19 protein-coding genes and 1 riboswitch are annotated in these 24,393 nt (G+C 69.8%); of the genes, 8 read left to right on the forward strand and 11 right to left on the reverse strand.

Annotation, left to right across the window (positions count from 1 at the left end):
• Window positions 1-327: 327 nt before the first annotated feature.
• Together trhA and KXR53_RS00695 are read left to right on the forward strand one after the other, a co-directional pair.
• Complete coding sequence (gene trhA / locus KXR53_RS00690; protein ID WP_437372401.1) at window positions 328-984, forward strand: PAQR family membrane homeostasis protein TrhA; 657 nt, start codon at window positions 328-330, stop codon at window positions 982-984.
• 67 nt (window positions 985-1,051) lie between these two features.
• On the forward strand, window positions 1,052-2,116 hold the full coding sequence (locus tag KXR53_RS00695; RefSeq protein WP_437372403.1) for a DUF2333 family protein: 1,065 nt from the start codon (window positions 1,052-1,054) through the stop codon (window positions 2,114-2,116).
• Window positions 2,117-2,119: 3 nt separating this feature from the next.
• Here KXR53_RS00695 and KXR53_RS00700 read toward each other — a convergent pair whose 3' ends face one another.
• Complete coding sequence (locus tag KXR53_RS00700) at window positions 2,120-3,013, reverse strand: dihydrodipicolinate synthase family protein (protein WP_437372405.1); 894 nt, start codon at window positions 3,011-3,013, stop codon at window positions 2,120-2,122.
• 62 nt (window positions 3,014-3,075) lie between these two features.
• Entirely contained in the window at window positions 3,076-4,158 is a 1,083-nt protein-coding gene (locus tag KXR53_RS00705) for an FUSC family protein (protein WP_437372407.1), read from the reverse strand.
• Window positions 4,159-4,303: 145 nt separating this feature from the next.
• Between KXR53_RS00705 and KXR53_RS00710 the strand changes: the two genes are divergently transcribed.
• From KXR53_RS00710 to KXR53_RS00720, 3 genes are read left to right on the forward strand one after another with little or no spacing between them, the layout of a single operon-like run.
• The gene (locus KXR53_RS00710) at window positions 4,304-5,434 is read left to right on the forward strand and encodes an ABC transporter substrate-binding protein (protein WP_437372409.1); all 1,131 of its coding nucleotides are present in this window, start codon (window positions 4,304-4,306) and stop codon (window positions 5,432-5,434) included.
• A gap of 10 nt (window positions 5,435-5,444) precedes the next feature.
• Entirely contained in the window at window positions 5,445-6,527 is a 1,083-nt protein-coding gene (locus tag KXR53_RS00715; protein ID WP_437372411.1) for a FecCD family ABC transporter permease, read from the forward strand.
• On the forward strand, window positions 6,518-7,339 hold the full coding sequence (locus KXR53_RS00720) for an ABC transporter ATP-binding protein (RefSeq protein ID WP_437372412.1): 822 nt from the start codon (window positions 6,518-6,520) through the stop codon (window positions 7,337-7,339). The genes KXR53_RS00715 and KXR53_RS00720 overlap by 10 nt, the downstream gene beginning before the upstream one ends.
• A 50-nt stretch (window positions 7,340-7,389) precedes the next feature.
• On the opposite strand, the gene KXR53_RS00725 is transcribed toward KXR53_RS00720, so the two are convergent.
• Window positions 7,390-7,923, reverse strand: coding sequence for a carboxymuconolactone decarboxylase family protein (locus tag KXR53_RS00725; RefSeq protein ID WP_437372414.1), 534 nt, complete (start codon window positions 7,921-7,923; stop codon window positions 7,390-7,392).
• Between the two features lie 86 nt (window positions 7,924-8,009).
• Entirely contained in the window at window positions 8,010-8,555 is a 546-nt protein-coding gene (locus tag KXR53_RS00730) for a peroxiredoxin (RefSeq protein WP_437372416.1), read from the reverse strand.
• A gap of 139 nt (window positions 8,556-8,694) precedes the next feature.
• Between KXR53_RS00730 and KXR53_RS00735 the strand changes: the two genes are divergently transcribed.
• The gene (locus KXR53_RS00735) at window positions 8,695-9,663 is read left to right on the forward strand and encodes a LysR substrate-binding domain-containing protein (RefSeq protein WP_437372418.1); all 969 of its coding nucleotides are present in this window, start codon (window positions 8,695-8,697) and stop codon (window positions 9,661-9,663) included.
• Window positions 9,664-9,672: 9 nt separating this feature from the next.
• Here the strand turns inward: KXR53_RS00735 and KXR53_RS00740 are convergent, their stop codons facing one another.
• The 3 genes from KXR53_RS00740 to KXR53_RS00750 form a co-directional block, all read right to left on the reverse strand.
• Window positions 9,673-10,263 (reverse strand): hypothetical protein, encoded by a 591-nt coding sequence (locus KXR53_RS00740; protein ID WP_437372420.1) that lies wholly within the window; start codon window positions 10,261-10,263, stop codon window positions 9,673-9,675.
• A gap of 264 nt (window positions 10,264-10,527) precedes the next feature.
• Complete coding sequence (locus tag KXR53_RS00745; protein WP_437372421.1) at window positions 10,528-14,886, reverse strand: translocation/assembly module TamB domain-containing protein; 4,359 nt, start codon at window positions 14,884-14,886, stop codon at window positions 10,528-10,530.
• An 8-nt stretch (window positions 14,887-14,894) separates the two neighbouring features.
• Entirely contained in the window at window positions 14,895-16,802 is a 1,908-nt protein-coding gene (locus tag KXR53_RS00750; protein ID WP_437372423.1) for an autotransporter assembly complex protein TamA, read from the reverse strand.
• A gap of 262 nt (window positions 16,803-17,064) precedes the next feature.
• On the opposite strand from KXR53_RS00750, the gene typA reads away from it, so the two are divergent.
• Entirely contained in the window at window positions 17,065-18,885 is a 1,821-nt protein-coding gene (gene typA / locus KXR53_RS00755; protein ID WP_437372425.1) for a translational GTPase TypA, read from the forward strand.
• A 25-nt stretch (window positions 18,886-18,910) separates the two neighbouring features.
• Here typA and KXR53_RS00760 read toward each other — a convergent pair whose 3' ends face one another.
• The 4 genes from KXR53_RS00760 to KXR53_RS00775 all read right to left on the reverse strand — a co-directional run bounded on the left by KXR53_RS00760 (window position 18,911) and on the right by KXR53_RS00775 (window position 22,198).
• Window positions 18,911-19,456, reverse strand: coding sequence for a hypothetical protein (locus tag KXR53_RS00760; protein ID WP_437372427.1), 546 nt, complete (start codon window positions 19,454-19,456; stop codon window positions 18,911-18,913).
• Window positions 19,457-19,706: 250 nt separating this feature from the next.
• The gene (locus KXR53_RS00765; protein WP_437372429.1) at window positions 19,707-20,531 is read right to left on the reverse strand and encodes a 23S rRNA (adenine(2030)-N(6))-methyltransferase RlmJ; all 825 of its coding nucleotides are present in this window, start codon (window positions 20,529-20,531) and stop codon (window positions 19,707-19,709) included.
• Window positions 20,528-21,451, reverse strand: a complete 924-nt coding sequence (locus KXR53_RS00770; protein WP_437372430.1) for a class I SAM-dependent DNA methyltransferase — start codon at window positions 21,449-21,451, stop codon at window positions 20,528-20,530. The genes KXR53_RS00765 and KXR53_RS00770 overlap by 4 nt, the downstream gene beginning before the upstream one ends.
• Before the next feature lie 240 nt (window positions 21,452-21,691).
• Window positions 21,692-22,198 (reverse strand): CHAP domain-containing protein, encoded by a 507-nt coding sequence (locus tag KXR53_RS00775; protein WP_437372432.1) that lies wholly within the window; start codon window positions 22,196-22,198, stop codon window positions 21,692-21,694.
• A gap of 176 nt (window positions 22,199-22,374) precedes the next feature.
• Window positions 22,375-22,490: riboswitch (TPP riboswitch) on the forward strand.
• A 68-nt stretch (window positions 22,491-22,558) separates the two neighbouring features.
• On the opposite strand from KXR53_RS00775, the gene thiC reads away from it, so the two are divergent.
• The gene (gene thiC, locus KXR53_RS00780) at window positions 22,559-24,364 is read left to right on the forward strand and encodes a phosphomethylpyrimidine synthase ThiC (protein WP_437372434.1); all 1,806 of its coding nucleotides are present in this window, start codon (window positions 22,559-22,561) and stop codon (window positions 24,362-24,364) included.
• Window positions 24,365-24,393: the final 29 nt, after the last annotated feature.

Here is a 24,393-nt window from a genome sequence, read left to right on the forward strand (position 1 = left end):
TGCACGTTCGCCTCCCGTGGACTATTCGATCTCGGAAACACCGAAATCTATGGATCTGGCGGCGAAATGCCGATCCACAGATTCGAATCTGGATTTCACCATTACAAATGAAACGAAATTTGACAAGCGGATTTGACGGAACAGAAAGCGGTAGATGGAGATCTATTCAATATTGCTCAAAATTAGATTCTTTTATCGTCAATCATGGCTCTTGTTTTGGTTTGTTCGGCAGCCTGCCGTGGGGCGAGGGCCCGCCATGACGATCGATGCGTCTCATGGATGATCTCGCCGCATGGCGCCGGTCGGATCGGATGCTAAGCTGATCCCATGACCGAAGGGATCGTCGCTCATACCGAGACCCTGGCCGAGGAGATCGCCAACGCGGTCACCCACGGCGTCGGCGCCGTCTTCGCCCTGGCCGGGCTGGTGGTGCTCCTGGTTCTCGCCAGCCTCAATGGCGGTGCGCTCGAGATCGTCAGCCTGGCGATCTACGGCGCGACGCTGGTCCTGACCTATGTGTCGTCAACCCTGCTGCATGCGGCGCGCACGGCCCGGTTCAAGCATATCTGCAACCTGCTCGACCATGCCTCGATCTACCTGCTGATCGCCGGCACCTATACGCCGTTCCTGCTGCTCGGCCTGCGCGGCACCTGGGGCTGGGCCCTCTTCGCGGTGATCTGGGCCCTGGCCGTCACCGGCGTGGCGCTGCGCCTGACCTGGCGCCGCTACGGCCGGCATGTCGCGCTGCCGCTCTATCTCGGCATGGGCTGGCTGATCTTGGTCGCCATCGGCCCGGTCTGGTCGTCGCTCGGCGGCGCCGCGGTCGGCTGGATCGTGGCCGGCGGCCTCGCCTACACCGCCGGCGTCGCGTTCTATGTCTGGGAAAGGCTGCCCTTCAACCATATGGTCTGGCACCTGTTCACGCTGGCCGGCAGCGCCCTGCACTTCGCCGGCGTCATGATCTACGTGGTGCCGCGCGGCTGACGCGGGGCTGGCACCGAATCGCCGCCACCGCCATTCTGTCCCCGAGACCACGAAGGCGGGGGAGCAGGTGAGCGAACGGCCGGACGACACTTTCCAGGAGGACCTCGCCGCCGATCCGCCGCCGCCCCGGCGCGGCTGGGGGGCGCGGCTGCGCGGCCTGTTCCGGCGCGGCGCGCCCGCCGAAGCCGTGCCGCCACCCCCGGCCGGCGCCCGGCGCTGGTCCCGCGCCCTGGCCTGGGGCATCGGCGGGCTCCTGCTGCTGTTCGTGCTCTATATGGCGGTCGGCGCCTTCATCGTGCACGCGATCGACGACGACCCGGACTTCGCCGTGGCCGCGCCGGTCGCCAACGGCAGCCGGGCGGTGGACGTCGCCGTCGCCCTGATCGAGCGTGAGACCGGCGGCACCCATCGCTGGACCGCCAACGACCCGTTCTTTCTGCCCGGCTGGCTGCTGGACAACATGCCGAACTACCAGCAGGGCATCATTTACGCCCTGTCGCGCTTCACCGCGGAGATGGGCGACCAGCTCGGCCGCTCGCGCGGCTCGTCCCAGATGGACCCGGATCTCGACCGCGCCACCGGCCTCTTGCGCTATCCCGGCACGATCTGGCTGTTCGACCTCAGCACCTCCTGGGCGCCGACCGCGTCGTCGGAATCGCAGTACCGCGCCGCCGCCCAGGCGCTGCGCCGGTACAACGAGCGGGTCGCCACCGGCACCGCGCCCTTCGAGCGGCGGGCCGACAACCTGCTGCAGACGATCGACCGCTTCGCCGCCGATCTCGGGTCGCAATCCTCGGTGATCGCCGACCATATCGAGGCCAGCCGCGGCTGGCTGATCGACACCCAGGCCGACGACATCTTCTACGCCACCAAGGGCCGGCTCTATGCCTATTTCCTGGTGCTGCGGGCGCTGGGCCAGGATTTCCAGGGGGTGATCTCCCAGTCCGGCGCGACCAGGATCTGGAACGAGATGGTCGACAACCTGCGCGAGGCGGCGGAGCTGCGGCCGCTGGCGGTGATGAACGGCCGCCCCGACGCCATGTTCCAGCCGAACCACCTGGCGGTGCAGGGCTTCTTCCTGCTGCGCGCCCGCACCCAGATGCGCGAGCTGTCGAACGTTCTGCGGAACTGAGCGTCAGGCCCGGAGGCCAAAGGGCCCCAGCGCCGCGGCATGGCGCGCCACCAGGTCGAGCCCGAAATCGGTCGGGCGCAGGGCCGGCGCCCGATCATGCACGGCGAGGCCGAGCCGGGCGGCGACGAGGCGCTTGCCGTAGCAGATCAGCGTCTCGATCGACTGCATGACGAAGACGATCGACGGCGCGACCCGGGCATAGGCTGCGGCGGCGCCCGCCTCGTCCCCGGCCTCGTGCAGCCGCTGCACCGCCACCGCATGATCGACCGCGTCCGGCGCCAGGAGGAAGCCGCTGCAGCCGGCCCGCAGGCTGTCGATCATCTCCAGCCCGCCGCGGCCGTTGAACACCCGTAGCTTTCCCTCGGTCGCGGCGATCAGCCGTTCGACCTCGACCGCCGAACCTTCCGCCTTGATCAGGGTCATGTTGGCGTGGCGCCGCATCAGCCGGGCGATGTCGTCGGCGGCCAGGCCCCGGCCGAGATATTGCGGCGCGTTCTGGATCGCCACCGGCAGCGCCGTCGCGTCCATCACCCGGCCGAAGAAGTCGAGATACTCGCCGCCGCCGTAGCTGCCGGCCGCGGGCGGCTGCAGGATCAGCCAGTCGGCCCCGGCCGCCTCCGCCGCGCGGATCATGGCGACCTGCTCCGCCACCGACGGGCCGAAGATGGTGAAGCCGACCGGCACCCGGCCGCCGACATCCTCCGCCACCCATTCCATCACCGTCCGGCGTTCCTCGATGCTCAGCTTCGCCACCTCGGTGGCGAGACCGAGCGCGGCGACGCCGGCAACCCCGGCCTCCAGGCAGGCTTCCGTCTGCCGGCGCATGGCGGCGCGGTCGAGCCGCTCCTCCGCGTCGAAGAAGGCGTAGAGGATGGCGTGGATGCCGGATGCGGTCATGGCGGACGTCCTCCTCGAGCCGTCCTGTTCTGGGCCAAGGCGGCGCAGCGTGCAACCCGATCTCAGGCCCCGGCAGCCGCCGGCCCCGCTTCCCCCGCCTGCTCGCGCAGCCTTTCGGCCAGATCGGCGAGATTGTCGCGGATTTGGGCGAAGGTGAAGGCGATGGCGAAGGCCTGGCCGAATTCACGCCCGTCCAGCCCTTCGCCGCCGGTCCCCCGCAGGGCGTCGACGCTGCTCTGCAGCGCCGCGACGGCCTGGTCGAGCGCGGTGCCGTCGCCCGGCGCCGCCCTGGCCTCAAGCGCCGCGGCCAGGGTCGTCATCCGCTTCTTCGCCGCCGTCACCGCCTGGTCGAGCGTCGCCCCCAGTGCGGCCTGGAGCGGTGCCGAGAGTGGGGTCTGGGCGGCGCGGACCAGAATGATCTCGCTGTGCCAGAGGCGGCGGATCGTGCGGATGATCGGCGCGGGGTCGAGATGGTCGGGGATCGCGCCGGGCCGTTCCCGCCGCGCCTCGTCGATCTGGCCGTCGCCCTTGCGCAGCAGCTTCCGGATACGCTGGTTGAGCGCGGTCGGATCTTCCCCCGAACCAGCCAGCCGCCCGGCGATCAAGGTCAGCAGAGCGGCGCATTGGCCGAGGAGCTCGGCGCCTGTGCCGCGCAGATGATCGCCGGCCCGGGCCGGCAGGATCAGGAGGGCGGCGAGCACCCCGACCACGGCGCCCAGGCCGATCTCGGCCACCCGCTGGAACGCGGCCCCGAGCGGATCAGCATGGCTCGGGTCGGACAGCATGACGATCGCCGCCGTGACCGAGCCGAGCCGCAAGCTGGGCCGGCGGGCGGCGATGTAGACGGTGACCAGCATGACCAGCAGCAGCACCGCCCCGGTGCGCAGCGCCGAGGGGCCGGACAGCACCGCCCCGACCACCCCGGCGGCGGCGCCGAGCATGGTGCCGAGCAGCCGGTCGATAGTCGCGCTCAGCGTGGCGCCGAGCGTGGCCTGCATCACGATCACAGCCGTCAGCACCGACCAATAGCCCTTCGGCAGCCCGAAGGCCTCGGCCAGGGCATAGGCGGCGACGGCGGCGATGGCGCCGCGCACCGCCTGGCGCAGATGGATCGGGTCGAGGCGGGGGCGGGATAGCTGAAGCATGGCGACTCCGGCGCGATCCCGAGAAGCATGCCAGAGAGCGGCGATCAGCAGCAGCCATGGTTCTGCGAGACTGAAAAGCACTCGCAATCGCAGTTCCTGCATGGTACCCAACGCCCGTTCGGAAAAGGGGGCGGCGATGGGTTCGATGATGAGGGTCCTGGCGGTGGCGGCGCTCAGCCTCTGGGCCGGCACGGCGCTGGCGGCGGAGGACAAGATCACGGTCACCGACCTGGCCGGCCGCACGGTCGAGGTGCCGAAGCATGTCGAGCGCGTCCTTCTCGGCGAGGGGCGGCAGATCTACATCGTCGCCGCGCTCGACCGCGAGAACCCGATCGGCCGCATCGCCGGCTGGAAGGACGAGTTCGAACGCTCCGACCTCGACACCTACAGGCTCTACCAGGCGAAGTTCCCCGGCATCGACGTGATCCCCGACATCGGCGACCCCGAGGAGGGGACCTTCAACACCGAGCAGGCGCTGGCGCTGAAGCCGGACGTGCTGTTCCTGCTGCTGGGCCAGAAGCCGGCGGCCGAGGAATCCGGGCTGATCAAAACGCTGGAAGGCGCCGGCATCGCCACCGTCTTCATCGACTTCCGGGACGAGCCCTTCACCAACACCGAGCCCAGCGTCCGGCTGTTCGGTGAGGTTCTGGGCCGGCAGGACCGGGCCGAGGAGTTCATCGCCTTCTTCCGCCAGCAGATGGACCTGGTGCAGGACCGGCTGGCCAAGTCCGACGCGCCGAAGCCCAAGGTGATGATCGAGCGCGCCGCCGGCACCGGCTGGGGCGCGGAATGCTGCGCCTCCTTCGGCGACAACAATTTCGGCCGCATGGTGCGGATGGCGGGCGGCATCAACATCGCCGCCGACCTGATCCCCGGCACCTTCGGCGTGCTGAACCCGGAACAGGTGACGGTCGCCAACCCCGATGTGGTCATCGCCACCGGCGCCAACTGGTCGCAGTTCGTGCCCGACGGCGGCTGGGTCGGCCTCGGCCCCGGCGCCGACCAGGCGGCGGCGAAGCAGCGGCTGGCGGCGCTGGTGCGGCGCCCGGCCTATACCGGCGTCAAGGCGGTGGCCGGGGGGCGCGTCCACGCCATCTGGCACCAGTTCTACGACAGCCCGTACCAGTTCGTCGGGGTGCAGCAGATCGCCAAATGGCTGCATCCGGATCTCTTCGCCGACCTCGACCCGGAAGCGACGTTCCGCACCCTGCACGAGCGCTTCCTGCCGATCCCGTACCAGCCGGGCTACTGGGTCTCGCTGAGCCCGGCGGGCTGAGAGTCATACCATGGCCGATCACGCCGTCGCGATTCCGATCGACACCCATCTGCGGGCCGGCCGTGCCGCCTATCGCGGCCTGGCGCGGCGCAAGCTGCTGCTGCTGGCGGCCCTGGCCGCGGCGCTGCTGTTCAGCATGGTGCTCGACATCGGCATCGGCCCGGCGCGCTACGGCGTCGGCGAGGTGGTGTCGGCCCTCATCTCGCCATCGGACGTTCCGGCGACGCTGCGGGTGGTGATCTGGGACATCCGACTGCCGGTGGCGCTGATGGCGGTGGTGGTCGGCGCCGCCCTGGCCGTGTCCGGCGCGCAGATGCAGACGGTGCTGAACAACCCGCTGGCCGACCCCTTCACCCTCGGCATCTCGGCCGCCGCCAGCTTCGGCGCGGCGCTGGCCATCGTCCTCGGCGTCGCCTTGGTGCCGGCGCTGACCGACTTCATGGTGCCGGTCAACGCCTTCCTGATGGCACTGGCCGCCGCGCTGGGCCTGCACGCGCTGAGCCAGCGGCGCGGCGTGACCATGGAGACGGTGGTGCTGCTGGGCATCGCCATCGTCTTCACCTTCAACGCCCTCTTGTCGCTGCTGCAATACGTGGCGTCGGAGCAGGCGCTGGCCGCCGTGGTGTTCTGGACCATGGGCAGCCTGGGCAAGGCGACATGGGGCAAGCTCGCGGTCACTGCCGTGGTGCTCGTCGTCCTGCTGCCGCTGATGGCGCGCCGGGCCTGGCAGCTGACGGCGCTGCGCCTGGGCGAGGACAAGGCCCGCAGCTTCGGCATCGATGTCCGCCGGCTGCGGCTGGAGACGATCCTGGCTGTCAGCCTGCTGGCGGCGGTGCCGGTCGCCTTCGTCGGCACCATCGGCTTCGTCGGCCTGGTCGGGCCGCATATCGCCCGCATGCTGATCGGCGAGGACCAGCGCTTCTTCCTGCCGGCCTCGGCCCTGGCCGGGGCGCTGATGCTGTCCGCCACCTCGATCGTGTCGAAGTCGATCGTGCCGGGCGTGATCTTCCCGATCGGGGTGATCACGGCGCTGGTCGGCGTGCCCTTCTTCTTCAGCCTGATCCTGACCAGCCGGCGCCGGGCATGGCAATGAACCCCGTCACCCTCGAGCTCCGCGACGTCTCGGTCGCCTATGGTCGCCGGGCGGTGCTGCACGGCATCACCACCCCAGTGATGTCGGGCGGCGAGGTGACGGCGGTGATCGGCCCGAACGCGGTCGGCAAGTCCAGCCTGTTCCGGCGTATCGCCGGGCTGATCGGCGGCCCGGGCGAAGTGCTGATCGACGGCCGCCCGGCCGCGGCCTGGGCCCAGGGCGACCCGAACCGGCCTTGCCACCTGCCGCAGGAGACGGCGGTGAACGCCGTCCTGACCGTGCTCGAATCCGTGCTGCTGGCGCGCAAGAGCAGCGCCGGCTGGCGGGTGGACGACACCGATCTCGACGCCGTCACCCGCACCCTGGCGCTGCTCGAGATCGACGACCTAGCCATGCGCAACCTGGGCGAGCTGAGCGGCGGCCAGAAGCAGCTGGTCTCGATCGCCCAGGCGCTGGTGCGCGACCCGCGCATCCTCCTGATGGACGAACCGACCAGCGCGCTCGACCTGCAGCGCCAGGTCGAGGTGCTGAGCCTGGTCCGCGACCTCGCGCGCAGCCGGGGCCTGTGCGTGCTGATCGCGCTGCACGACCTGAACCAGGCGGTGCGCTTCGCCGACCGGGTGCTGGTGCTGCAGGAGGGCCGCGTTGCCGCCTGCGGCGAGCCGCGCGCGGTGGTCACCGCCGAGATGCTGCGCCGGGTCTACGGCGTCGAGGCGCGGATCGAGTCCTGCTCGGACGGCATGCCGATGGTGCTGGCCGACCGCTCCACCCGCCGACGCCGCATCGCGCTCGACCGGCTGGCGGCGGAATAGCAAAAGGCCCGCCGAACGGCGGGCCTTGCATGTTACCGGAGCGGAGACCGTCAGGCGGCCAGCTTCTCCTCGGCGTCGAGAGTGGCGGCGACGGCGTGGATCACCGCGGCGATACGGATCACCGCCTGCACCACGTCCTTGCCCACGCCCTTCTTCGCCACGACCTGCTCATGGCTGTCCATGCACATGCCACAGCCGTTGATCGCCGAGACCGCCAGCGAATAGAGCTCGAAATCCACCTGGTCGATGCCCGGATTGGCGATCGCGTTCATGCGCAGCCGCGCCGGCATGGTCGCATAGTCCTTCTCGGACACGAGGTGGGTGAAGCGGTAGTAGATGTTGTTCATGCCCATGATCGCGGCCGCGGTCTTGGCCGCCGATTGCGCCTCGGGCGACAGGTGCTGCGCCGCCTCGGCCGCGATCGCCTTGATCACGGTGGCGTTGCGCGAGGCATAGGCGCTGGCCAGGGCCGAGCCCCAGATCTGCTGCGCGGTCGGGCCGGGCTGGGTCAGGACCGAGGACAGGTTGAGCTTCAGATCCTTGGCGTAGTCGGGAAGGCTGGCCTTCAGCGTGTCGATCGACATGGGGGTCGCTCCGGCGGGTATCGGGTGTTCAGGCAAAGCGACGGCCGGTCCGGGGTCGGACCGGCCGCACAGAAGGAAGGCGCCGATCAGGCGGCCTTCAGGGTCTCCTCGCCCTTCTGCCAGTTGCACGGGCAGAGCTCGTCGGTCTGCAGCGCGTCGAGCACGCGCAGGACCTCCTGCGGGTTGCGGCCGACCGACATGTCGTTGACCGAGACGAAACGGATGATGTTGTCCGGGTCGACGATGAAGGTGGCGCGCAGGCAGACCTCTTCGGTCTTCTCGAGGATGCCGAGGGCGCGGCTGAGATCCTTGCGGATGTCGGCCAGCATCGGGATCGGCAGCTCCTTCAGGTCGGCGTGGTTCTGGCGCCAGGCCAGGTGCACGAACTCGCTGTCGGTCGAGACGCCGTAGACCAGGGCGTCGCGGTCGGCGAAGTCGCCGGCCAGCTTGCCGAACGCCGCGATCTCGGTCGGGCAGACGAAGGTGAAGTCCTTCGGCCAGAAGAACACGACCTTCCACTTGCCCTTGCTGGCGGCGCGGTCGATCTGGGTGAAGGCGTCCTTCGGATTGGTCGAGACGACGGCCTGGAGCGAGAAATCCGGGAAGGTGTCGCCGATGGTCAACATGGGCATCTGGAGAGGCTCCGTGGGTTCTGTCGTAGGCTTCGTGTTTGCGGTGCAGCGGAAATAATTTCGCGCTGCAGCAAGCAGATAGCAAAGGGGATTCCCATAATCCAATCGATTGTTCCGAGGATTATGATAGGTTGATCCTATGAAACAGCCGATCACCTTGCGGCAGCTCCGCTACGTCGTCGCGGTCGCCGACACGCGGCATTTCGGCCGGGCCGCGGCCGCCTGCCATGTCAGCCAGCCCTCCCTCAGCGCCCAGGTGCAGGCGTTGGAGGAGTTGCTGGGCGGGCCGCTGTTCGAGCGGTCGAGGCGGCGGATCATCCTGACCCCGCTGGGCGAGGCGGTGGTCGCGCGGGCGCGGCGGATCCTCGCGGAGACCCAGGACCTGCTGCTCGCCGCCCGCGACCGGGCGGCACCCCTGGCCGGCGACTTCCGGCTCGGGGTCATCCCGACCCTCGGCCCCTATCTGCTGCCGCGGCTGATGCGGATGCTGCGCCGCAGCTTTCCCGATCTGCGCCTGTATCTGCGCGAGGATCTGACCGACCGGCTGGTGGAGCGGCTGCGCCGCGGCGAGCTGGAGGCGGCGCTGCTGGCCCTGCCGGTTGCGGATGTGAAGCTGGAAGCGCTGCCGGTGTTCGACGAGCCCTTCCTCCTGGCTGTGCCGAGCGGGCACCGGCTGGCCCAGGCCAACCGAGTGACGCCGGGCGACCTGTCGGGCGAGCATCTGCTGCTGCTCGAGGACGGGCACTGCTTGCGCGACCAGGCGCTGGAGGTGTGCCGCAGCGCGGCGCGGACGGAGGAGGACGCCTTCGGCGCCACCAGCCTGTCGACCTTGCGCGAGATGGTGGCCGGGCGGATCGGCATCACCCTCCTGCCGGCCCTGGCCTGCACCGCGCCGACCACGGCCGACAGCGACATCGCGCTCCGACCCTTCGATGCGCCGGCGCCGTCGCGCCGGATCGGCCTGGTCTGGCGCCGGGGCGCGGCCCGGCGCAGCGAGATCGAGATGCTGGCCGAATTCCTGCGCCGGCACCTGCCGGAAGGGGCCGTGCCGATCCCGCGGGACGAGCTGTCCGGAGACGGCGACGCGGAGCCGGACAAGCTTGGCTGAGGTCCCCGGCTATGCGGCGCGGGCCAGCACCTGCTCCAGGAAACGGGTCTCGGTCTTCGGATCGAACGGCCACCGCGCCCCGGTCTCGGCCAGGAAGGCTTCGGCCGCGGGGGTGACCTCCTTGCCGCCCAGCCACCACTCGGCCTTGCAGACGACGCCGTCCCGGTCGCGCTCGACCACGGCGGGCCCGTCGGTGCGGTGGCGCTGATTGTACCGGTACCAGCGCTCCAGCCGGCTGCCATCGCGGCCGTAGTGGACATAGGCGGGCCCGTTCTCGCGATGGGCTTCGTCGGCCACGAACCACCATTCGAATTTCGGCGTGCCGTCGGGATGATAGACGGTCACCGCGGGCCTCTCGGTCTGGTGGTAGCGCCCGGCCTGGTACCAGTCCTCGCGGCGCACCGCGCCGTTGTCATGATACTCGACACGCGCTGGCGCCGCGTCGCGGTGCAGGCGATAGCCGGCCTCGTCGCCGCCGAAGCGCTTGTACCAGCGCTGTTCCATGATCTGCCGGGAATCCAAAGCGTAGATCGTCTCGCAGGAGGTGTCGTCGAACAGTGCGTCCCCGTCCCGCGGCACCGGGGCTTTCTCAAGCGCCATCTGCTGGTCCCTCCGCCAGGTCTCGTTGGGGATGAAAAATATGCGTGCCAAGAAAGGACATTACAGACAAGTCGAATGAATATAACAAAAAAATTTCATCAAAAGAATATAAAATTGTATTCAACTTTCAATACAAGAGATATCCCCTGCGAAGCAGGCAAATCCATACAAGACGGCAATTTTTCGCGCTCTGGCGACGGGGCGATGAGCGGACATTGCAGATAATGCAACTCCAGGTTGCGGCAATGGGTCGCGGCCCTTGCCTCAGTAGTCCCACTCCATCGTTACCCCGACGCCGCCGCCGCTGTCGCCGCCGACCTCGGCCTTGCCTTTGATGTGGTCGGTCACGTCGATCGTGACCGTGGCCCGGGTGCTGCCGGCATCGATGCCCTGCTCCACCCCGACCCGCACGCCCTTGGTGATGTACCGGCCAAGGCCGATCGCGGACCCGCCGGAGGCGTCGGTGTTGAAGTCGAGCTGGTCGAGGCCGAGCGACTGCTGGAGACCGCCGAGCAGGCCGCCCGAGCCGCCGCCGACGCCCGCCAGCTCCGCCGCGGCCTGGGCCAGCTGGATCGCCTGGGTCGGGCTGAGCTCGCTGGTGGCCTGGCCGAACAGCAGGCGCGCCAGCACCTCATCCTGCGGCAACTCGGGCGACGAGCTCAGCGTCAGCTCCGGCTTCGAGGCATAGCCGCCGACCTGAATATAGGCGATGACGTCGCCGGCTCGGGTCGAGGCCAGAAAGTCCAGCCGCGGGTCCATCACGCCGCCATCAAAGCTGAGATTGCCGTGCTCGAAGTCCAGGCGCTGGCCGAACTTCGAGATCTGTCCGCGGCGCATTTCGAAGTTGCCCTGGATATCGGGGGTGGAGGTCGTGCCGACGATGTGGAGCTGGCCTTGCATCTCGGCGTCGATGCCCTGGCCGCGGACATAGAATTGATTCGGCGAGTCGACGGTGACATCGAGCCGGATTTGGGAGGGAGGTTTCTGCGGCTGGTTTCGGTTCCGGGATGGCGGTGGCGCCGTGTTGAGGGCAACGCCCTCCGCCTTCATCCGGGCTGCGATCTCCGGCGGCACGTTGATCTGGCGCACCGGGATCGGCGTTACCGAGACGGGGAAGCTGTCCGGGATGTGGATGATCGCATTGCGGATCCTGATCGAACCTTGGAACAACGAGTCGGCCGACAGGTCGCCGGATAGGGAAAGGTCGCTGTCGGCATGGACTGTCGCCAACTCGCTGGAGACCAGCAGCGCGTTGCTGGTCTGGATCCTCAGGTCGACCGGCAGGCTGCCACGCGGGCCCAAGGTGACGCTGCCGCTGCCGGTGACGGTGCCACCGCCCGGCGTCTTCGCCGACAGGCTGGTCAGGCGGAAGCTGTCGCCGGCGCCGGTGACCGTGGCATTGATGTTCTGCAGCCGGACGCCGTATTCCGAGTTCTGGTAGCTGCCGTTGCGCAGGGTGACGGTGCCGGAGGCCTGGGGCCTTTCGGGCGTGCCCTCGACCCTGATGTCGAGCGACAGCGGGCCGCTGATGCGGTCGGCGCCGGCGGCCAGGAAGTCGTTGAACATCGCCAGCTCGACCTGGCCCTTGGCCGAGGCCGAGAGCGGGCCGCCGCCCAGCGGCACCGCCCCCTGCAGGTCGAGCCGGGCGCGCCCGGCGGTGACCCGGCCGGTGACGGTGACGCGGCGGCTGCCCAGAGTGCCGTCGGCGGTGGCGTCCACGGCCGGCAGGCCGGCGGTGTCGATGCCGCCCATCTTGGCGCCGGAGACCTTCAGCGAGAACTTGCCGCCCGGGTCGGCGGCGCTGCCGGTGATGGTGGCGTCGCCGTCAAGCCGGCCCTGCAGGTCGAGGCCGGGGCTGGCGATCGAGGCCAGGCCGAGCGGCAGCCGGGCGATGCGGGCGCGCAGGTCCAGCGCGTCTCCGGCGCGGCCGGACAGGGTGACGCTGCCGCCGCCGCTGACGGCGAGGTCGATGGTGCCGAGGTCGACGCCCGCGGCGCCGGCGCGGATGGTGGCAGGCTTGCTCAGGGTGACGGACTGCCCGGACTGGCGGATCGCCAGGCTCTTCAGGCCGACCACGGTCTCGGCCCCGTTCAGGCCGATATCGGCCGCCATGTCGGCGGTGCCGTAGCCGGTCGCGGCCTGCAGCCGCAGCGCCAACTGCTGCATCGTGCCGGCGACCGTCAGCTCGGCCCGGCTGATCGGGGTGCCGCTGGCGGTGGCGTTGGTGACCAGCAGCCGGCCGTCCTGGATGCGCCGGCTGTCGGCCATCGGGTCGAGCACCGTCCCGGTCAGCCGGATCTCGCCGAGCTGGGCCTGGTCGGCATAGGCGACGCGGTGGGCGGTCAGGTCGATCTTGGCCCCGGCCGCGGGGTCGAGTGACAGGGTTGCGTCGAGCCGGCCGCGCAGCGCCTGGCCGATGAAGGCGCCGACGACGCCGAGATCGGCGACGGCGAAGCGGACCGTGCCGCCGACCGGCTTGCCGTCCGCCGCCACCGCGGCGTTGCCGTCGGCCTTGATGCCGGCGACGTCCAGCACCAGCGTGCTGACATCGATGCCGCCGTCGGGCTTCTGGCCCAACACGATGTTGCCGGTGGCCGGCTTGTTGTCGACCGTGCCGGCCAGCTTCACCGTGCCGGCGGGGGCAGAGGGCAGGCCGGCGGCGTCGATGTCGACGGTCATGTGTTCGATAGTATGCCCGACGCTCTTCACCCCGTCGGCGACGACCTGGCCGCGGACGCCGAGCGCGCCGATGCTGCCGGACAGGGTGGCGTCGACCGACACCGCGCCCTCCACCCCGGGGGCGACCGCGGCGAGCGAGCCGAGCGCCGCCTTGATCCTGCCCTCGATCGCGTCGCCGTCCAGGGACCCGGAGGCGTCGAGCGAGGCCTTCTCGCCCTTCACGCTGATGCCGGAGACGGTGATCTTGCCGCCGGCGTCGCGCTCCACCCGGCCGGTCAGGGTGGTGCGCTGCCCCAGCACCGCGGCAGTGGGCGTCGCCTCGACATTCGCCTCGCCGATGGTGCCGTCCCATTCCAGGGTGGCGGTGCCGTCCGCGGCCAGCATCGGCCTGACCGTCAGGTCGAGATTGCCAGCGATCTGTTGGCCGACCAGTCCGGAGAAGTGGCCGAGATCGGCGGCAGTCAGGCGCAGCGTGCCATCGCCGGAGGGCACCATCGCGTCGCCCCGGCCGCTGGCGGTCAGCACGGCGTTGTCCAGCCGGGTCTCCAGCCGGTCGATCACCGCCTTGCCGGACTGGGTGGCGCTGCCGTCGAGGCTGAGCTGCAGGGTGTGCCCGGCCGCCGTCTCGAGCACCGGGTCGCCGAGCGCGAGGCCGTCGGCGGAGGCGGTGACGCGCAGCCCGATCGGGGCCTCGGGGTCGGAGAGCGGGCCCTGCGGCGTCGCCGTCAGGTCGACCGCCAGCGTGCCGGCGCCGTAGGGATCCTGGCGCAGCCCGGCGCCGCGGATCGCGGCCACCACCACCGGCGCGTCCAGAGCGCCCTTGGCGGTGCCGTCGATGGTCAGCGACTCCCAGCCGGTGCCAGGCGGCAGCAGCGTGGCGAAGCCTGCGGCGGCGCCGGCCTGCAGCTTGTAGGCGAGATCCACCTGGTTGCCGGTCGGATTCACACTGCCGGTCACCGAGACGCTGCCGGCCGCCGCCGCGGCGTCGAGCTGCCGGATCGTGATCGGGCCGGCATCGGCGATCTCGGCTTCGGCCTTCAGCGTCGTGCGCCCCTGCAGCAGTGGGGCGGCAGTGGCGGCGAGCGCGGCCGGGACCAGCCGGGCCGCGTCGGCGTCGAGATCGATGGTCAGGCGCCGGCGACCCTCGCCCGGCTCGATCCGCACCTGGCCGTTGACGCCGCCCAGATCGCCGACCTTGCCGGCCAGGGTGGCGCGCCAGTCGCGCAGGGTGCCGGTGCCGTTGAGCCTGATGTCGACCGGCGGCTGCTCCGGGAACTGGGCCATGGTGGCGATGACGCCGCCCGGCGGCTCCTGCACCGACACGGCGACGTCGAGCTGCTCGGTCGACGGGATGAAGGCCAGCCGGGCGGTGATGTCGCCGGCCGACCCGTCCAGCCGGCGGACGGCGAGATTGGCCGCCAGCCCTTGCGACGGATCCCCCAGCCGGGCGTCGCCGGCCACGTTCAGCGCCGCCGCCATCCCGGCGACGGCCGGGCCGATCGCGATCCGCTCGACGTTCAGCCGGTCGAGCCGGATGTCGACCGGCAGCCGCGGCAGCGAGAAGCCGCCCGGGCTGGGCTCGGGCTCCGGCTCGGCACCGCCGGCGGGCAGGCGGTCGACCGTGACCGTGCCGGCCTCGACCGCGTCGATCCGCAAGGTGCGGCGCAGCAGCGCCGTCGGGCTCCAGGCCATCCGGGCCCAGTCGACCGTGATCATCTTGCCGGCCGGGTCGGACACGGCGACGTCGCGCACGGTCATGTCGAAGGGCACCAAGCCCTCGATCGCGCCAACCGAGACCTGCATCTCCGGCGAGCTGGCCAGGCCGCCAGCCTGGTCGGCGATCAGGCGCTTGCCCGGGCCGGTCTGCGCCGCCGCGAACACGATCAGCAGCAGCGCGATGGGCAGGCCGATCACGACCGCGAGGAGGATGAGGAGGATGCGCAACGCCCGCATCAGAAGGCCTGCCCGATGCTGATGTAGAGCTGAAAGCTGTCGTCGCTCTTGCGCTTGTTCAGCGGGAAGGCGACGTCGGCGCGGATCGGCCCGATGCCGGTGTAGTAGCGGGCGCCCAGCCCGGCCGCGTATTGGATGTCGCTGCCGAAATCCGGGACGCTCTTCTCATAGACGCCGCCGGCATCGAAGAAGGGCACGATGCCGATCGTGTCGGTGATCTTGTAGCGCAGCTCCAGACTGCCGATGATCGAGCTCAGCCCCCCGGTCGGGTTGTCGTGCTCGTCCAGCGGGCCGATGCTCTGGTACTTGTAGCCGCGGACGCTGCCGCCGCCGCCGGCGTAGAGACGCTTGTCGGGCGGCACCTCGTCCAGGGTCGGGCCGGCGATGCTGCTGATGCCCAGCTGTCCGGCCAGGACGATGTCGCCGTCGCCGCCGGACAGGTCGAGATAGGCCGACCCCAGCGCCTTGGTCACGATCATGTCGACCGAGGAGCCGAGGAAGGTGGGGTAGGGGGTGAAGGACAACTGCGCGCGGTAACCCTTGGTCGGGTTCAGCAGGTTGTCGGTGGTGTCGATCTTGGCGCCGAGCGGAATGCCGACGAAGGTGTAGTCCCAGACCCCGTGCTCGTTCTCGACATGGCCGATCTCGAAGCTGAGGCCGGCCAGCAAATCGATCTGCTTGGTGTAGTGATAGGTGGCAATGCCCTGCACCGTGCCGCGGGTGCTGGTGTAGGCGTCCAGCACCTCACGCACCGCCTCGGCCTTGGCGTCGAAGGTGGTGTTGCGGTCGAGGAAGCCCGGCACCTTCAGGCTGACGCCGAACTTGAAGTTCGGCTCGGTTGCGTTGTTGTAGCCGAGGCCGCTGACCTCGCCGTCGATCCGCAGTTGCTCGGCCCCGCCCCACAGGTTGCGGTGGCCCCAATAGGCGTTGACCCCGGCGCCGTAATTGGTCTCGTACTTGGCACCGAAGCCGATGAAGCGCAGCGGCCGCTCCTTCACCGCGATGGTCACCGGCACGTTGCCCTGGGCGTCCACCTGGTCCGCGGTGGTGACCCGGACATTGCTGAACACGCCGAGATCGGCCAGGTCCTTGCGCAGGTCCTGGATCTGCTCCGGCGAATAGGTCTGGCCGGTGACGAAGGGCACGCGGCTGAGAATGAAGCTTTCCCTGACCGTGTCCTCGCCCTCCACCGTGACCGGGCCGAAGCCGGCCTTGGGCCCCGGATCCAGCACCTCGGTCAGGTCCATGGTCCGGTCGGCATGGTCGACCACCGCGTCGCGCGACGGCACCTTGGCCAGCGGGTAGCCCTGGTCGTTCATCTGCGCCACCATGGCCCCCTCGGCGCTGAGAATGGTGGCCGACAGCGCCGGCTCGCCGGGGTCGAGGCCGAGCGGGGCCCGGTCGATCGTCACCGGCAGCTGCTCCGATCCCTGGGTGTCGGTCAGCCGCACGGTCTTGAACTTATAAGATGGACCGAGATCGATCTTGATCGAGACCTTGACCGGATCCTTGCTCTGCCGCGCCGTCAGCCGGTCGATCAGCCCCGGATCGTCCAGGCCCACGCCGTCGATGGTGATGTGGACCTCGCCGCCGTAATAGGACAGGGCGCCGAGCGCGCCGTACAGCCGGTCGCGGTCCGCCAGCGCCCGGCGGACCAGCCCGACCGGGCCGGAAGGCGGGCTGGACTGCAGCTTCAACAGGTTGGAGGCGCCGGTCAGCGCCGCCGTCGCGTTCTCGTCCGCAATCGGCTCCAGCGTGGCGGTATAGGGCAGCTCGTCGGGCAGCGGCGTCGCCTCGGCCGGCGCGTCGCCGTCGGTGGCCGGCTCGTCCTGGGCCAGCAGCCCTGCCGGGGGAATCAATGCGGCGAGGAGGCCGAGCCACCCGATCCTGCCCAGTCTTGTCCGCAATCCCGCGCTCCCCCTTACGCCGCGCGCGCGGAGCTGCCCGCCGCTCGCGCTTCGGTTGTGCCTGATGGGAACACATACCACGCGGCTTTCGTTGCCTTAAATTTTCTCTCGTTTTGTCAACGATTTGCTGCACTCGGCTTGCGCTCGGCGCCGATCTGCCTATATTTCGCGGCAACGGCGGCTGGGGCGTTGGCAAGACGACCCGTCCGCCGTCCTTTGTTTTGCCCGCACGCTTCCCGCCCTCCCGCCCCTTGGACGGACCATGGATATCCGGAACATCGCCATCATCGCCCATGTCGATCATGGCAAGACCACGCTGATCGACGTGCTGCTGCGCCAGTCCGGGGCCTTCCGCGAGAATCAGCAGGTCGCCGAGCGGGTGATGGACTCGAACGACCTGGAGCGCGAGCGCGGCATCACCATCCTGGCGAAATGCACCTCGCTGGTGTGGAAGGATGTGCGCATCAACATCGTCGACACGCCGGGCCACGCCGATTTCGGCGGCGAGGTCGAGCGCATCCTGAACATGGTCGACGGCGTGGTGGTGCTGGTCGACGCGGCCGAGGGGCCGCTGCCGCAGACCAAGTTCGTCACCGGCAAGGCGCTGAAGCTGGGCCTGCGGCCGATCGTGCTGATCAACAAATGCGACCGGCCCGACGCCCGCCCGCATCAGGTGCATGACGAGGTGTTCGATCTGTTCGCCGCGCTCGACGCCAATGACGAGCAGCTCGACTTCCCGACCCTGTTCTCCTCGGCCAAGCAGGGCTGGGCGGCCGAGAGCCTGGAGGCGGAGCGGACCGACATGGCGCCGCTGTTCGACCTCGTGGTCAAGCATGTGCCGGCGCCGAAGGTCGAGGCCGATCAGCCCTTCCGCATGCTGGCGACCACGGTCGAGGCCAACCCCTATCTCGGCCGGGTGCTGACCGGGCGCGTCCTATCCGGCACGGTCAAGCCGAACATGTCGGTCAAGGCGCTGTCGCGCAGCGGCGAGACGATCGAGACCGGGCGGATCAGCCGCGTGCTGGCCTTCCGCGGCATCGAGCGGCAGCCGATCGATGCCGGCGAGGCCGGCGACATCGTCGCCATCGCCGGGCTGGAGACCGCGACCGTCGCCGACACGATCTGCGACCCGTCGGTGACCGAGGCGCTGCCGGCCCAGCCGATCGACCCGCCGACCATCGCCATGACCTTCTCGGTCAATGACAGCCCCTTGGCCGGCACCGAGGGCGACAAGGTCACCAGCCGTGTCATCCGCGCCCGGCTGTTCCGTGAGGCCGAGGGCAATGTCGCGCTGCGGATCACCGAGACCGCCGAGAAGGACGCCTTCGAGGTGGCCGGCCGCGGCGAGCTGCAGCTCGGCATCCTGATCGAGACCATGCGCCGCGAGGGCTTCGAGCTGTCGATCAGCCGGCCGCGCGTGGTGTTCAAGAAGGACGATTCGGGCCAGCTGCTGGAGCCGATCGAGGAGGTCACGATCGACGTCGACGAGGAGCATTCCGGCGTCGTCGTGCAGAAGCTGTCCGAGCGCAAGGGCGAGCTCTTGGAGATGCGGCCCTCGGGCGGCGGCAAGCAGCGCCTCGTCATGCTGGTGCCGACCCGCGGCCTGATCGGCTATCAGGGCGAGTTCCTGACCGATACCCGCGGCACCGGCGTCTTGAACCGGATCTTCCACGGCTACGCCCCGCACAAGGGCGCAATCGCCTCGCGCCACACCGGCGTGCTGATCTCCAACGCCCAGGGCGAGGCGGTGGCCTATGCGCTGTGGAACCTGGAGGATCGCGGCCCGATGCTGATCGAGCCGCAGGCCAAGGTCTATCAGGGCATGATCATTGGCGAGCACACCCGCGGCAACGACCTCGAGGTCAATGTCCTGAAGGGCAAGCAGCTGACCAACATCCGCGCCGCCGGCAAGGACGACGCGGTGCGCCTGACCCCGCCGATCCAGATGACGCTGGAGCGGGCGCTGACCTACATCAACGACGACGAGCTGGTCGAGGTCACCCCGAAGACCATCCGCCTGCGCAAGCAGATCCTCGACCCGAACGAGCGCAAGAAGATCGAGCGGCAGAGGAAAGAGGCCTGAGGCGCTTCGGGGCCGGCGGTGACGATCAGGTCGTCGGGCTCACACTGGAAGGCCGTGCCGGCGACTGGTCGACCCGATCCGCTCCGGCGATCGTCGCGCGGACCACTCCGGCGGCTATCTCCCGAAGAGCGTCCCAATCCTTGGGTGGCAGGTTCAGGGTCAGGTCCAGGACGGTCACATTCAGGGCGTAAGCGCCGATCAGCGTATCGGCGGAGACGGATCGCGTCGTCAGCGTCATGCCGGTGGGTGGCCCACGGGTAACGACATCGAAGCCTGCATACACGGCGTCGGTATCTGACCCGAGGGGGAGCCAGTCGCTGATGACCGTGCTGCTGCTGATGGCGTCCGGCGTCGACTTCCGCAGCATCGGGAAGACGGACTTGTTCGCGAGTTCGACATGCTTTGGATTCGCGACGCCGGCCAGATAGGCCTGCCGGGTCATGGCGGAGGGAACCGACTTGACACTGAACATCAGCCGGGTGCCGTGCCAGCGCTTCGTGGGGTCCCGCTCCGGGATGGGCTCGTCGCATGGTCGGAAGACCGCCAGCACCCGACCGCCGAGCTGGGACACCTGTTCGCGGGTTCGGGAAAACCCGGACGCCAACGGGTCCGCGTTGTCCGCCAGGCAGTACCCGGTGGGGGCAACCACTCGGAATGGCGGCGCGCCCGATTGCAAGACAGGTGGCCGAGATGTCGGCGCGGCACAGGCCGAAAGTGCCGTTAGAAGGACTGCCAGTCCAAAAAATCGCATCGAGAAATCCCCCTACGCAATCCAGGAAGCCTAGCGCGGCGGCATCCCGGCGACGACGGAATTCCGGTCGTCAGCCCGGCAGCGGTTCCAGCCGCCAGTCGCCGCCCTGGCGGGCCAGCCGGGGCTGCAGCCAGGCCAGGGCCTCGCGCAGCGCCTCCTCCACGCCCCAGGGCAGGTTGACCAGGACGAGGCCTGAGCCGTTGAGGCGGGCCGGGAACAGCGTGTCGAACACGGTCAGCTCGGCCACCCGGGCGCGGGGCAGGGGTGGCAGCGTCGTCAGCATGGCGTCGACCGGCGGCCGGTCCTTGATCGGGTACCAGCCGGCGATCACCCCCTCCGGCCAGCGGCGATGCGCCGTGGTGATGCCGCGGGCGAGGCGCGCCAGCTCGTCCGGCTGCTCATAGGACGGGTCGAGCAACAGCAGGCCGCGCCGCGGCTGCGGCGGCAGCAGGCCGCGCAGCGCCTCCCAGGCGTCGCGGCGATGGATCGCAACCTGGCCGTCGCCGGCGAATTCGGCGCGCAGCGTCGCATGGTCCTCCGGATGCAGCTCGACCAGGGTCAGCCGGTCCTCCGGCCGCATCAGCGCCCGGACCAGCCGCGGCGACCCGGGATAGATCTCGAGCCGGCCGGACGGGTTGAACGTGCGGACCAGCTCGAGATAGCGCGCGACCGCGGCCGGCGCCTCCGGCGCCCGCTCGATCCGGGCGATGCCGTCGACATATTCGCCGGTCTTGGCCGCCTCGGCGGCGAGCGCATAGCGGCCGATGCCGGCGTGGAGGTCGAGCGCGGAGAAGGGTTTGTCCTTGCCGCGCAGCGCCTTCAGCAGCGCCACCAGCACCACGTGCTTGACGACGTCGGCATGGTTGCCGGCGTGGAAGGCGTGGCGGTAGTTCATGCCGCCCGCAGCACTGCGACCCAGCCGGGCAGCGGCACCTTTTTCTCGGTGCGGGTCCAGGCGGAGTCGATCTCGACCACGACGAAGCCGGCGCCGGCCGCGGCCGCGCGGACATAGTCGGCGGAGTGCTGGTAGCGGTGGTGGTCGCCCAGGCGCCAGCCCTCGCCCTCGGCGCCGTCATGTGCCTCCAGGGTGAGGGCGAACAGGCCGTCCGGCCGCAGCACCCGGCGGGTCGCGGCGAAGAGCGGCGCGAGATCGCCGATATAGACCGCGACGTCGGCCGCCAGGGCCAGGTCGTACCGCTCCGGCCAGTCCGCCAGGGCGGCGACGATCTCGCCCGGCTCCAGCCGGTCATATAGCTTCCGCGCCATCGCCTGCAGGATCATGCCGGGCGACAGGTCGATGCCGTCCAGCCGGCGGCGGCGGTCGGCGAAGGCGAGGCCGGCCAGGCCGGTGCCGCAGCCGAGGTCGAGGATGTCGAGGTAGCCGTCTGCCGATGAGGTGGGCGGCGCCGCCCGGTCGACGGCGCGGCGCAGCAGCTCCGGCCCGCGATAGCGCAGGGCCTCGACCAGCGCGGCGTCGAAGCGCGGCGCGTACTGGTCGAACAAGGTGCGGACATGCGCCTCGGGCAGCTGTGCCGGCACCGGGGCGGCGCCGATCAGCGCCAGCCGCACCGCGGCGCCCATGCGGTCGTCCGGGTCCAGTTCCAGCGCAGCGTGATAAGCCGCGGCGGCATCGCCGCCGGCCGCCTCCAGCGCCTGGCCCAGCGCGTAGCGGCTCTCGACATCGCCGGGGTCGATCTCGATCGCGGCGCGGATGGCGTCCGCGGCCTCGGCCGGCCGGCCTTCCGCCAGCAGGGCAAGACCGATCTCCAGGCGCCGGCGCGCCCGCGGATCGGGGGTGGGAAGGGGCAGTGTCATGGGTAGAAACGTCCGAAGCGCTGCGGCCGTGCCGCGGTCGCGCGCGGGCTTATAGCCGAAGCGCCCCCGAATCGTCGAGAGGCTCCCCGTGGGTCTCAGAGATCGCTTGAGAATGCGCTGGCGTGAGTCGACTGGCGGTGGTTCCGAGAACCGGAGCGCAGCGGACATGGAGGTCCGTGAGCACCGGAAGCGCAGGAACCGCCGTCAGGCGGCCGCGCCAGTAGCATTATCGAGCGATCTCTAGGCGGTGGTTGGGTAGACGAAGCCATCCGCCTCGTAGACGCCGCCATAGGCGCCGGTGTCGGGGTTCCAGAACCGCACCGCGGTCCAGTCATTGTCGGCGGAGACGTCGATCACCGACTGCTCGCGGTAGATCCGGCGCCGGGTCGGCCCGTCATTGCCCCAGTTGGTGTGTGACACGGTGATCTCGCGCGAATTGCGCACCGAGACCACGACCGAGATGTGGCCGGCGCTCAGCCGGTCCGACCGGCCGAGCACCAGCACGGCGCCGGAGCGCGGTGCGCTGCCCTTGCCGTAGACCCCGTCGGCCTGATCCCACCAGGTCCAGGCATCGCCCCGGATCTGGATGCCGGAGACGGCGCGGGCATAGGGCACGCATTCCTCCGGCGCGTTGGCGGTGACATAGCGGGCGATGCCGCTTCCGGTCGGGTTGCGCACGATCTCCGGCCCGCCGCCGCAGGCGGCCAGGACCAGCGCGACCGACAGCACGCAGGCGCGTCGAAGCATCGCTCGCTCTCAACCGAAGACTCAGAAATCCACCCCAGTGCGTTGGAATGTAGATGTTTTTAGGAATGCGATCAAGTGCGAGGCGAAGCGGCGAGGCCGTGGGCCTTCGAGACGGATAGGGGGGCGCCTCCGGTCAGCCGCTGCTTGACATCCCGTCCCCGGGCGCGCTCTGATCGGGGCGTTCCGAGGGGAGCTCCGGTAGGGAGCTGAGACACCACACCATTCGCGACGTGGGAACCCTTCGAACCTGATCCGGGTCGTGCCGGCGTAGGGAATGGAACCACATGCGCGCTCAGCCGCCTTCTTTCCAGCTTTCCGTCCTTGGCACGCCCTCAATCCGTTCGATCGAGGAGGACGCCGATGCCCAAGGACGCCATCCCCACAACCGTCACCACCGGCCCGCTGCCGGCGTCGCGCAAGATCCATGTGCCCGGCGAGCGCCATCCCGATCTGCGCGTCGCCATGCGCGAGATCGAGCTGTCGCCGGAGTCGGGCGAGCCGCCGCTCCGGGTCTATGACGCCTCCGGCCCCTACACCGACCCCGACGCGCTGATCGACATCGGCACCGGCCTGCAGCCTTTGCGCGCCGGCTGGATCGCCGCCCGCGGCGACGTCGAGGCCTATGACGGCCGTGCCGTGCGGCCGGAGGACGACGGCCGCCGCCCCGGCGAGGCGGCCAACCTGTTCGAGTTCCGGCGCGGCGACCGGCGGCCGCTCCGGGCCAAGGGCGGCACCGCGGTGACGCAGATGGCCTATGCCCGCGCCGGCATCGTCACGCCGGAGATGGAGTATGTCGCGATCCGCGAGACTCTCGGCCGCGAGCGCCTCAGGGAGGAGGCGGCGCGCGACGGCGAGAGCTTCGGCGCTGCGATCCCGGACCACGTCACGCCGGAATTCGTGCGCGACGAGGTCGCGCGCGGCCGCGCCATCATCCCTTCCAACATCAACCACCCGGAATCCGAGCCGATGATCATCGGCCGCAACTTCCTGGTGAAGGTGAACGCCAATATCGGCAACTCCGCCGTCACCTCCTCGATCGCGGAGGAGGTGGAGAAGATGGTGTGGGCGATCCGCTGGGGCGCCGACACGGTCATGGACCTGTCGACCGGCCGCAACATCCACACCACCCGGGAATGGATCCTGCGCAATTCCCCGGTGCCGATCGGCACAGTGCCGATCTACCAGGCGCTGGAGAAGGTCGGCGGCGTGGCCGAGGACCTGACCTGGGAGATCTTCCGCGACACGCTGATCGAGCAGGCGGAGCAGGGGGTGGACTATTTCACCATCCATGCCGGGGTGCGGCTGCCCCACATCCCGCTGACGGCCAAGCGGGTCACCGGCATCGTCAGCCGCGGCGGCTCTATCATGGCGAAATGGTGCCTGGCGCATCACCGCGAGAGCTTCCTCTACACCCATTTCCGCGAGATCTGCGCGATCATGCGGGCCTATGACGTGGCCTTCTCGCTGGGCGACGGGCTGCGCCCCGGCTCGATCGCCGACGCCAATGACGCGGCCCAGTTCGCCGAGCTGGAGACGCTGGGCGAGCTGACGAAGATCGCCTGGGAACACGATGTCCAGGTGATGATCGAAGGCCCCGGCCATGTGCCGATGCACAAGATCAAGGCCAATATGGACAAGCAGCTCGCCGCCTGCGGCGAGGCGCCGTTCTACACGCTCGGGCCGCTCACCACCGACATCGCGCCGGGCTACGACCACATCACCTCCGGCATCGGCGCGGCGATGATCGGCTGGTTCGGCACGGCGATGCTCTGCTACGTCACGCCGAAGGAGCATCTCGGCCTGCCGAACCGCGATGACGTCAAGACTGGCGTCATCACCTACAAGATCGCGGCCCATGCCGCCGACCTGGCCAAGGGTCATCCGGCGGCGCAGGCACGCGACGACGCCTTGTCCCGCGCCCGCTTCGAATTCCGCTGGCGCGACCAGTTCAACCTGTCGCTCGACCCGGACACGGCGCTGGCCTTCCATGACGAGACGCTGCCGGCAGAGGGCGCCAAGACGGCGCATTTCTGCTCGATGTGCGGCCCGAAATTCTGCTCGATGAAGATCACGCAGGAGATCCGGGCCAGCGCCGAGGCGGGGATGGCGGAGATGGCGGCGCGGTTCCGCGAGGGCGGCGGGGAGATCTACCGCGCGGCCGAGTGACCATTGCCCCCCGGGCCGGCCGCTCCGTG

It is taken from the genome of Inquilinus limosus (genome assembly GCF_051487185.1).
Classification (GTDB): domain Bacteria; phylum Pseudomonadota; class Alphaproteobacteria; order DSM-16000; family Inquilinaceae; genus Inquilinus; species Inquilinus limosus_F.